Origin of the sequence: Luteococcus sp. (genome assembly GCF_043424415.1) — a bacterium.
Lineage (GTDB): Bacteria > Actinomycetota > Actinomycetes > Propionibacteriales > Propionibacteriaceae > Luteococcus.
This window is the reverse complement of record NZ_JBHWOO010000081.1, coordinates 1-9,576: the sequence shown is the minus strand read 5'-3', so window position 1 is coordinate 9,576 and position 9,576 is coordinate 1. Positions and strand designations below refer to the sequence as shown.

General features: G+C 72.9%; 10 protein-coding genes. 7 read left to right on the top strand and 3 right to left on the bottom strand.

Annotation, left to right across the window (positions count from 1 at the left end; translation table 11 throughout):
• The 3 genes from ACHFFZ_RS04940 to ACHFFZ_RS04930 all read right to left on the bottom strand — a co-directional run.
• The coding region (locus ACHFFZ_RS04940) for an SAM-dependent methyltransferase (protein ID WP_394275550.1) at positions 1 to 117 on the bottom strand (117 nt) is incomplete at its 3' end.
• Entirely contained in the window at positions 114 to 770 is a 657-nt protein-coding gene (locus ACHFFZ_RS04935) for a precorrin-8X methylmutase (RefSeq protein ID WP_394275549.1), read from the bottom strand. The genes ACHFFZ_RS04935 and ACHFFZ_RS04940, both read right to left, overlap by 4 nt.
• Complete coding sequence (locus ACHFFZ_RS04930; RefSeq protein WP_394275548.1) at positions 767 to 1,672, bottom strand: nitrite reductase; 906 nt, start codon at positions 1,670 to 1,672, stop codon at positions 767 to 769. Before ACHFFZ_RS04930 ends, ACHFFZ_RS04935 begins: the two co-directional genes overlap by 4 nt.
• Positions 1,673 to 2,124: 452 nt before the next feature.
• Between ACHFFZ_RS04930 and ACHFFZ_RS04925 the strand changes: the two genes are divergently transcribed.
• The 7 genes from ACHFFZ_RS04925 to ACHFFZ_RS04895 all read left to right on the top strand — a co-directional run bounded on the left by ACHFFZ_RS04925 (position 2,125) and on the right by ACHFFZ_RS04895 (position 9,510).
• Positions 2,125 to 4,779 (top strand): cobyrinate a,c-diamide synthase, encoded by a 2,655-nt coding sequence (locus ACHFFZ_RS04925; RefSeq protein WP_394275547.1) that lies wholly within the window; start codon positions 2,125 to 2,127, stop codon positions 4,777 to 4,779.
• Positions 4,776 to 5,840 (top strand): nicotinate-nucleotide--dimethylbenzimidazole phosphoribosyltransferase, encoded by a 1,065-nt coding sequence (gene cobT / locus ACHFFZ_RS04920; RefSeq protein WP_394275546.1) that lies wholly within the window; start codon positions 4,776 to 4,778, stop codon positions 5,838 to 5,840. The genes ACHFFZ_RS04925 and cobT overlap by 4 nt, the downstream gene beginning before the upstream one ends.
• The gene (gene cobU, locus ACHFFZ_RS04915; protein WP_394275545.1) at positions 5,837 to 6,379 is read left to right on the top strand and encodes a bifunctional adenosylcobinamide kinase/adenosylcobinamide-phosphate guanylyltransferase; all 543 of its coding nucleotides are present in this window, start codon (positions 5,837 to 5,839) and stop codon (positions 6,377 to 6,379) included. Before cobT ends, cobU begins: the two co-directional genes overlap by 4 nt.
• The gene (locus ACHFFZ_RS04910) at positions 6,376 to 7,209 is read left to right on the top strand and encodes an adenosylcobinamide-GDP ribazoletransferase (protein ID WP_394275544.1); all 834 of its coding nucleotides are present in this window, start codon (positions 6,376 to 6,378) and stop codon (positions 7,207 to 7,209) included. The genes cobU and ACHFFZ_RS04910 overlap by 4 nt, the downstream gene beginning before the upstream one ends.
• A 112-nt stretch (positions 7,210 to 7,321) precedes the next feature.
• On the top strand, positions 7,322 to 8,464 hold the full coding sequence (gene serC, locus ACHFFZ_RS04905) for a phosphoserine transaminase (protein ID WP_394275543.1): 1,143 nt from the start codon (positions 7,322 to 7,324) through the stop codon (positions 8,462 to 8,464).
• Between the two features lie 89 nt (positions 8,465 to 8,553).
• Positions 8,554 to 8,691 (top strand): hypothetical protein, encoded by a 138-nt coding sequence (locus tag ACHFFZ_RS04900; protein WP_394275542.1) that lies wholly within the window; start codon positions 8,554 to 8,556, stop codon positions 8,689 to 8,691.
• 141 nt (positions 8,692 to 8,832) lie between these two features.
• A complete protein-coding gene (locus ACHFFZ_RS04895; protein ID WP_394275541.1) occupies positions 8,833 to 9,510 on the top strand; it encodes an SH3 domain-containing protein in 678 nt (225 codons plus the stop codon).
• Positions 9,511 to 9,576: the final 66 nt, after the last annotated feature.

Sequence of the window (9,576 nt, the reverse complement as noted above, 5' to 3'; positions counted from 1 at the left end):
GACGACGTCGGCGGCACCGATCAGCCGGGCCGCCTTGAGGGTGACCAGTTCCGGGTCGCCGGGGCCCACCCCGACGCCGAAGAAACGGCCCTCGGCGGGTGCGTCGGCGGCGCTCATTCCTTCTCCTGCGCGATCGCGTTGAGGGCACTGGAGGTCATCGCCGAACCGCCGCGTCGGCCGTGCACCGTGACGAAGGGCAGGTCGATGCCATGGTCCTCGTGGAAGTTCGCCAGGGCCTGCTTCGACTCGGCGGCGCCGATGAAACCCACCGGGCAGCCCACCACCGCGGCCGGTCGGGGCCCGCCGTCGAGGATCATCTCCAGCAGATGGAACAGGGCGGTGGGGGCATTGCCGATCGCCACCAGCGCACCGGCCAGCATGGGCTCCCACAGGCTCACCGCCGCGGCGGTGCGGGTGGTGCCGAAGTCCTTGGCCAGCTGGGGGACGCGCGGATCGTTCAGCAGGCAGATGACGTCATTGTCGCGGGGCAGCCGGGCGCGGGTGACGCCGGTGGCCACCATCGTCGCGTCACACAGGATCGGGGCGCCGTCCTGCAGCGCGCCGCGGGCTGCGGCCATGAAGCCGGGGTGCACCACCAGGTCGTCGACCAGGTCCACCTGGCCGGAGCCGTGGATCATGCGCACCGCCATCTTCTCGGCGTCGGCCGGCACCCGGGCCAGGTCGGCCTCGCGACGGATGGTGGCGAAGGAGTCGACGTAGATCGCCGCCCCCGCATCGATGTAGTCGTAGTGACGCGCGGGACGCTTCATGCCCGCGCCTCCTTGCCAGCAGCGCCGTCCCAGACCAGGACGCCATACCAGGGGGTGACGCGCACCTCGCGGTAGGCGCCCAGCAGCTCCACCAGCTGTGCGGCCTCGATGCCCTCGGGCCCGATGCCCATGTGGTTCCACCGGCCGTCCTCGGACTCACCGAAGGGCAGCGGTTCACTCGGCTGCGGCAGCCGCGGGTCGGCCTCGGCCAGCGGGGCGAGCGGGGCGTCCATCTCGTTGACGTGCCAGGGGGCGTCGGGCCCGTCGCCGCGCACCTCGACGAAGCGCTCAGCCAGCTCCAGCAGCACGCGCGCCGCATCGTCCAGGGCCACCACCTCGCCCAGGTCGTCGCCGATCCGCAGCTGCGCCGTGGTGGCATCCAGGACCACCAGGCCCAGGTCGCAGGGATGCTGCAGCAGGTCGCCGCGGCCGTCGTCAAGGACGAAGAGGAACTTGCCCGGCAGGGTGGCGAGGCTTTCGCTGGCGCGGATCCCCTCGTCCAGGGCCAGCGCCAGGCCGGTGAGGTCGGCACGGCCGCCGTCGATCCCGGCCGTGTCGATCCCAGTCAGGGGACTCGCCATCACATTGCGCACCAGGTCGTGCCGCGGCGAGGGCATCAGGCCCGAAGCCACCACCGCACGGTGCGACTCCTCGGTCAGGTGCCCGGTGCCGTCGTCGGGGAAGGCGCGGAGCTGCAGGTTGGCGCGATTGGTCAGGTGGATGCGGCCGTCACCGAAGGCCTCGGCGGCCCGGGCCAGCGCCCGCAGGTCTGCGACGGCGAGGTGACCGGCCACCAGCCGGATGCGCACCAGCAGGCCATCGTCGGCCTTCCACGGGCGTTCGATGCCGGGGCAACGGTCGGGACGGGTACGTTCGGGACGGTGCTGGGGCGTCTGGGCCATGGTCTCTCCTGCGAGATTGCGCGTCTCGCCTGCTCGGGACGACCAGCGCAGGCAAGTTCCTGACTCCCCCGCGCCGCATGGCGGGGTCACAGTGGCGCGACCGTGCCGGCTCGTCCGGCTTCCTCGCACTGCGGTGGTGACAAGTGGAATTGTGGCTGCCCGGCTCCTCGCGGCGGGTCGGGCAGCACTCATCATGGCACAGCACCCCTGCGCGCCAGCGCGGGTGCCACGGGGCTAGGGTGGTGCCCGCTGGCCCCGGCCAGCGCACCCGCACCAGCGAAGTCGGTGACCAATCCGACGCTGTCCCGCAACGGTGATGCCCCGCCCGTCCGGCACATGGATCCGGGCCGGGGACGAGCCCGGTCGCCTGGCGCAGGTGCCGCACCACTGCCCCCGGCCGAGGGGCAGACGGGCAACCGTCGTCCCTGGGCCACCGACCCCGAAAGGCCCCCATGGCGACGCTCCCCCGGCTGGTGGTCTCCGCGGCCTCGTCGAGCTCCGGCAAGACGACCATCGCCGTCGGCCTGATGGCGGCGCTGCGCGAGCGGGGGTTGCAGGTGGCCCCCTTCAAGACCGGCCCCGACTACATCGACCCCGGCTACCACACGCTGGCCGCAGGACGGGTGGGCCGCAACCTCGACGCCCACCTGTGCGGGCCGGAACTCATCGCACCCCTGCTGCTGCACGGATCGCTCACCCCCACCCCCGCCGACGTCGCCGTCATCGAGGGCGCCATGGGCCTGTTCGACGGGCAGCTCGGCACCCCCGCCGTCGGACGCTCCGGCTACGGCTCCAGCGCCCACATCGCCCAGCTCGTCGGGGCGCCGGTGCTGCTGGTGGTCGACGCGTCGAAGTCCTCGCGCACCGTCGCCGCCCTCGCCCACGGGCTGGCCAGCTATGACCACGACGTGCGGGTGGGCGGGGTGCTGCTGAACAAGGCCGGCAGCCAGCGCAACATCGACGAGTGCACCCGGGCGCTGGACGAGCTGGGCCTGCCGGTGGTCGGTGCCGTCGGACGCCATGCCGAGCTCGACACCCCCTCGCGTCACCTGGGACTGGTGCCGGCCGCCGAGCGCACCCAGGCCGAGGCGGTCGTCGAGGCGGCCGGACACGTCGTGGCCGATTCGGTCGACCTCGACGCGGTGCTGCGGATCGCTGCCAGTGCAGGAGACCTGGCCGCCGACCCGTGGGACCCGCGCGCCGTGACCAGCCCCGTGCCCGGTTCCCCGGTGGTGGCGGTGGCCGCCGGGCGCGCCTTCACCTTCCGCTATGCCGAGACCACCGAGCTGCTCGAGGCCGCCGGCTGCCGCATCGCCCTGTTCGACCCCACCACCGACACCGAACTGCCGCCCGGCACCAGCGCGCTGTGGATCGGCGGCGGCTTCCCCGAGATGCACGCCGCCGACCTGGCCGGCAACACCGCATTGCTCCGCGAGGTGCGCAACCGGGTGCTGGCGGGGATGCCGACGGTGGCCGAGTGCGCCGGGCTGCTCTACCTGTGCCGCAGCCTCGACCGCCAGCCCATGGCCGACGTGCTGCCACTCGAGGCCGCCATGGGGCCGCGGCTCACGCTGGGCTACAAGAGGGTCACCGCCCGCGTCGACTCCCTGCTGTGCCGGGCCGGGGACGAGGTGGCCAGCCACGAGTTCCACCGCACCCAGGTGAACCTCGACGCGCTGGACCTCGACGCGCTGGACCCCGACGGCCTGGCCGGCAGCGGCATGGATGTCGCCTGGGAGGTCGACGGGCGGCTCGAGGGCATCAGCGCCGACCCCGCCGGCACCGGACGGCCCTCCCTGCACGCCAGCTACCAGCACCTGCACTGGGCCGGGCTGCCGCAGGCCGCGCAGCGCTTCGCCGAGGCGGCGGCTGCGAGTGCAGGTGCGGGTGCGGCTGTGGCCTCGGGTGAACCAGGGCGGACCAGCGAGCCCACGGTGTCGACCGATGCCGCGTCCTCGACGCCGGCCGACGTCACCCAGCCTGATCCCATCCCGACTGGTCCCATCCAGCCCGACCTGACCCACCATGGCGACCAGGACCTCGCCCCCGGCCTCGTGGACCTCGCGGTCAACGTCCACGCCCCCCAGCCGCCGCAGTGGCTGTCCGAGCACCTCGCCGCGCGCGTCCACACCTGGGCCGGCTATCCCGACGCCCGCGCTGCCCGATCGGCGCTGGCCGAGCGCCACGGCGTCGAGCCGTCGATGGTGCTGCCCACCAGCGGCGCCGCCGAGGCCTTCACCCTCGTCGCCCGCGCCCTCGACTGCCGCCACCCGCTGGTGGTGCACCCCCAGTTCACCGAGCCGGAGCAGGCACTGCGCGTCGCCGGGCACAACCCCGATCGCCTGCTGCTGCACCCCGAGGACGGCTTCCGGCTGCTGCCCGAACAGGCCGCCGGCATCGACGAGCGCGTCGACCTGGTGGTGGTGGGAAATCCCACCAATCCCACCGGACTGCTGCACCCCGCCGAGACGCTTCGTCGCCTCGCCCGGCCGGGACGAGTGCTGCTGGTCGACGAGGCCTTCATGGACGCGGTGCCCGGCGAGCCGGAGAGCCTGATCGGCCCCGACATGCCCGGGCTGCTGGTCACCCGCTCGCTCACCAAGACCTGGAGCCTCGCCGGGATCCGCGCCGGCTATGTCGTCGGCGATCCAGAACTGGTCGCACGGCTGGAGGCCGCGCAGACGCCGTGGTCGGTCTCCACCCCCGCCCTGGACGCGATGGTCGCCACCAGCAGCACCGAGGCCCTCGACGCGGCTGCCCGGATCGCCCGCCAGGTCGGCGCCGACCGGGAACTCCTCGTCGAGGCCCTCACCCGGGCCGGTTTCCCGCCCGTCGCCGGCAGCCAGAGCCCCTTCGTGCTGGTCGACCTGTCCGCGCTCGGGCCCCACGCCCACGAGGTCTGCTGGCTGCGCAGCATCCTGGCCGAGGAGGGCTTCGCCGTCCGGCGGGGTGAGAGCTTCCCCGGCCTGGGCCCCCAGTGGGTGCGGCTGGCCGTGCGCGAGGCCGACACCAGCCGCCGCCTCACCGAGGCGCTGGCCCGCATCCACCACACCCACAACAGTTCCAACCCTCGCAGTTCCAACCCCAGCAAGGAAGACACCCGATGAGCATCCTGGACGACTGCCTGGCCGCCATCACCCCCGTCGACGAACAGGCGCGTGCCGCCGCCGAAGCGCGCCAGCTCTCCCTCACCAAACCGCCGGGCGCGCTCGGCGAACTGGAGGTGATCGGCAACCAGCTCGCCGCCATCGCCGGGCAGTGCCCACCCCCGGTGCCCGAGCCGGCCAAGGTCTTCGTCTTCGCCGGCGACCACGGCGTCCAGGAGCACTGGGTCTCGCCGTGGCCGCAGGAGGTCACGCTGCAGATGGCCGCCAACATCGCCGGGGGCGGCGCGGGGATCAGCGTGCTGGCCCGCTCCGCCGGCGTCGAGGTGGAGGTGGTGGACGTCGGCATGCTCCAGCCCGTGGAGCAGACCACCGACCGACGCATCGCCGCCGGAACGGCCGACATGCTGCACGGCCCGGCGATGAGCCGCGAACAGGCGCTGGCCGCCATCGAGGTGGGCATCACCTGCGCCCGCCAGGCCGTGGCCGATGGCCACCGCGCCCTCATCCCCGGCGAGGTGGGGATCGGCAACACCACCGTCGCCGCCACCCTGGTCTGCGCCTTCACCGGGGCCAGCGCCGAACAGGTCACCGGCCGCGGCGCCGGCGCCAACGACGAGGTCTTCGCCCGCAAGCAGGCGCTGGTGGCCCGGGCCGTCCAGCACCACGGGCTGGCCGACGGCTCCGGACCCCAGGACCCCATCGGTGCACTGGCCGCCGTCGGAGGCTTCGAGCACGCCGCCATGGTCGGGCTGATCCTGGGCGCCGCCGAGGCCCGGGTGCCGCTGCTGCTCGACGGCGCGATCGCCTGCTCGGCCGCGCTCGTTGCCCTCGCCCTGGCCCCCGACGCCAAGGGCTACCTGGTGGGTGGCCACGAGGGCGCCGAACCGTCGATCCGCCACGTGCTGGATGCCATCGGGCTGCGGCCCGTGGCGCAGCTGGGGCTTCGCCTGGGCGAGGGCACCGGCGCGGTGCTGGCCCAGCCCATCGTCGTCTCGGCCGCCAGGGTGCTGCTCGAGATGGCCACCTTCGACGATGCCGGCGTCACCGAGGAGCACCTGTGAGCCGCACCCTGGTCCTCGGCGGCGCCCGCTCCGGAAAGTCCACCCACGCAGAAGTCCTGGCCAACCAGGCGGCCCTGGTCGACTACGTCGCCACCAGCGCCACCAGTCCCGACGACCCCGAATGGGTCGAGCGGATCGCCCTGCACCGGGCCCGCCGGCCAGAACACTGGACCACCATCGAGACCGCCGACGTCGCCCAGGTGCTGCGCACCCCCGGCGAGGGCACCGTCCTGGTGGACTGCCTGGGCGTGTGGGCCACCCGGATGATGGACCACAGCGGCATCTGGGAGGACCGCCCCGGCGCCCACGAACAGCTGCAGGGCCACGTCGACGAGCTCGTCGCCGCCCTCGAGCAGACCGAGCGCGAGGTGGTGCTGGTGAGCAATGAGGTGGGCCAGGGGGTGGTGCCCGAGCACTGGTCGGGCCGCTTCTTCCGCGACCAGCTCGGCATCCTCAACTCGCGCGTCGCCGCCTGCTGCGAACGGGTGGTCTTCTGCGTGGCCGGGATCCCGGTCGCCATCAAGGACGAGCCCCGGTGAGGCCGCTGGCCGCCCTGCGCGATGCGCTGGGCATGTTCACCCTGCTGCCGGTCGGCTCCACGATGGAGCTCGACCGGGCCGCCTGCCGGCGCATCATGCTCGCCTTCCCCTGGGCCGGGCTGGTCTGCGGGCTGGTCTCGGCCGCGGCCGCGGCGTTGGTGGTGCTGTGCGGGGCGGGCCACCAGCTCGCCGCGATGGCCGGGCTCGCCGCCCTGACCGGGGTCACGGGCGCGATGCACATCGACGGGGTGGCCGACACCGCCGACGGACTCGCCTCCCGCAAGGGACCCGAGGACGCCCTGGCCCTGATGAAGAAGTCCGACATCGGTCCGATGGGCGTGGCCACCGCCGTGCTGGTGCTGCTGCTGCAGGCCGCCGCGCTGGCCTCGGACTCCTTGGCCTCGGATTCCTTGGCCTCCGGCGCCGCCGGCGCCTGGCCCCTGGTGGCGACCCTCACCTGCCTGCCCATGGTGGGGCGGATCGCCGCCGTCCACGCCACCGTCCAGGGCGTCCCGGGCGCCCGCCCGGGCGGCTTCGGCTCGCTGTTCACCGGCATCACCCCGGCTTGGGCGGCCGCCCTCGACTCGCTGGCGGTGCTCGCCGTCTGTGCCGGGGCCGGCTGGCTCGTCGACGGCCGGGTACTGGCCGCGGGCCTGGTGGCCGCCGCCGTCCTCGCCTGGCTGGTGGCCAACGGATGGCAGAAGCACCTGCTGCGGCGCCTGGGCGGCCACACCGGCGACACCTTCGGCTCCCTGATCGAGGTGGCCCAGACCACTTTCGCGGTCGCCGCCGCCCTCGTGACCGGCCTGGTCACCGGCCTGGTGGGTTGAGCCCCGTCCACAAACCACATCCAGGGCAGGCGTCACTGCAGATGAGGCACCATCCCGCCCTGTGGATGTGGTTTGTGGACGCCCATGCCGCCACCGGCCCGATCGCGAAAGGATGGGGGCATCCCGCGATGAAAGGCCAGCCGTGATCACCATCCCCCAGGACCTGCTCCCCCGCGACGGACACTTCGGCGCCGGGCCGTCGAAGGTGCGCCCCGAACAGCTCGCCGCCCTGGCCAGCCGCGGCGCGGACCTGCTCGGCGGCTCCCACCGCCAGGCCCCGGTGAAGCAGCTGGTGGCCAGCGTCCAGGACGGCCTGACGGAGCTGCTGCGCCTGCCGGAGGGATACCAGGTGGTGCTCGGCAATGGCGGTGCCACCGCCTTCTGGAGCGTCGCCACCTTCGGGCTGGTGCGCGATCGCGCCCAGCACCTGGTGCTCGGCGAGTTCAGCCGCAAGTTCTCCAAGCTCACCGCCGGCGCGCCCTTCCTGGCCGAGCCCGAGATCGTCGAGGTGCCCGCCGGGCAGGGCGCCCGCTGCCACGCCACGGCCGGTGTCGATGTCTATGCCTGGCCGCACAACGAGACCTCCACCGGCGTGATGCTGCCGGTGGAGCGCGTCGAGGGGGCCGACCAGGATGCCCTGGTGGTGGTCGACGCCACCAGCGGAGCCGCCGGCATCGACGTCGACCTTGACCAGTGTGACGTCTACTACTTCAGCCCCCAGAAGGGATTCGCCAGCGACGGAGGGCTGTGGTTCGCGGTGATGAGCCCCGCCGCGATCGAGCGGGCCCGCCAGGTGGCCGCCACCGACAGGTGGATCCCCGACGTGCTGAGTCTCACCACCGCGATCGACAACTCCGTCAAGCACCAGACCTACAACACCCCGGCGATCTCGACACTGATCCTGATGGACGAGCAGATCCGCTGGATCAACGAGCAGGGCGGCCTGTCCTGGGCGAGCGCCCGCACCGCCGATTCCGCCGCCCGCCTCTACGAGTGGGCCGAGAAGACGCCGTGGGCGAGCCCCTTCGTCCCCGACCCGGCGCTGCGCTCGCAGGTGGTGGGCACCATCGACCTCGACGACCAGGTCGACGCCGAGCGGGTGATCGCGGAGCTGGCCGCCAATGGGGTGCTCGACGTCTTCGGCTACCGGGCCCTCAAGCGCAACCAGATCCGGGTGGGCATGTTCCCGGCGGTCGACCCGGACGACGTCACCCGGCTGACCCGCTGCGTGGAGCACGTGCTTTCCCAGCTCTGACCGGGGCGGCGCACAGGCTCCTGACAGGGTGCGGCGGTGGTCTTGGTCCATCACCGCAGGACCCCCGTTCCCGATGCCAGGAGAAGACCATGCAGTTCATCGACGCCACCAGCCCCGCCCTCGCCCTGACCCCTGCCGCCATCGCCTGGCTGCTCGGGGCGCGCCCGCTGGTCAGCCAGTCCGTGCGGGTGGGGCCTGACGGCTGCACCATCCGGGTGGTCGTCTGAGCCGGTGACAAGGCTGTACGTGGAAGGAATGAGGGACGGAGCCTGAGAGCCTCTGAGAAACTCTCAGACACTGCTAGGCTCCATCTTGCTCGATCCCCCACACGCCCCACCCCGCTGCCACATGCTGCGCAAGGAGACCCCGTGACCATCACCCGCCGCACCCTCTGCCTGTCCGCCGCTGGCGTCGCTGCCGTCGGCGTCATCCCGCTGACCAGCGCCGGCACCGCCGAGGCCGCCGCCACCGCGCGCATCACGGGCGACGTGAACGTGCGCGCCGCCGCGACCACGCGCAGCGCCTCGCTCGGCGTCGCCCGCAAGGGCGCCACGGTGGTCCTCGCCGGCCCGCGCAAGGGAGTCTGGCAGCCGGTGCGCCACCGCGGCCGGGTGGCCTACATCTCCTCGCGGTACATGACCACCAGCAACACGCCCTCCCGCCAGGTCACCTCTTCCGCAGCCGCCGCCTCCACGGTGGCCATGCCCTCGGGTGTGGTGGCCAATGGCACCAAGGTGGCCCGCGAGGTTGCCGCGAACTTCCCGCAGATCGCCACCATGTACGGCCGCCGCAATGAGGCCGGCAGCGACCACAACACCGGGCGCGCGGTCGACATCATGATCCCCGACTACAAGTCCAATGCCGCCCTGGGCCAGGCCATCGCCGAGCACCTGCGCGCCAATGCCTCGCGCCTGGGCATCACCTATGTGATCTGGAACCAGCAGATCTGGAGCGTGCAGCGCAGCCGCGAGGGCTGGCGCCGCATGCCGAACCGCGGCAGCGACAACGCCAACCACAAGAACCACGTGCACGTCAGCGTGCGCTGAGGCCCTTCCAGACCCCACCGCCAAGAGATCTCGGAAGATCCGGTCCCTCCAGGGGACCGGAAGTTC

Bases quoted from the DNA above. Each gene is read 5' to 3' on its own strand.
- serC (WP_394275543.1), top strand. From the start codon at position 7,322: ATGGGGGCATCCCGCGATGAAAGGCCAGCCGTGATCACCATCCCCCAG.
- ACHFFZ_RS04930 (WP_394275548.1), bottom strand. From the start codon at position 1,672: ATGGCCCAGACGCCCCAGCACCGTCCCGAACGTACCCGTCCCGACCGT.
- ACHFFZ_RS04900 (WP_394275542.1), top strand. From the start codon at position 8,554: ATGCAGTTCATCGACGCCACCAGCCCCGCCCTCGCCCTGACCCCTGCC.
- cobT (WP_394275546.1), top strand. From the start codon at position 4,776: ATGAGCATCCTGGACGACTGCCTGGCCGCCATCACCCCCGTCGACGAA.
- ACHFFZ_RS04925 (WP_394275547.1), top strand. From the start codon at position 2,125: ATGGCGACGCTCCCCCGGCTGGTGGTCTCCGCGGCCTCGTCGAGCTCC.
- ACHFFZ_RS04935 (WP_394275549.1), bottom strand. From the start codon at position 770: ATGAAGCGTCCCGCGCGTCACTACGACTACATCGATGCGGGGGCGGCG.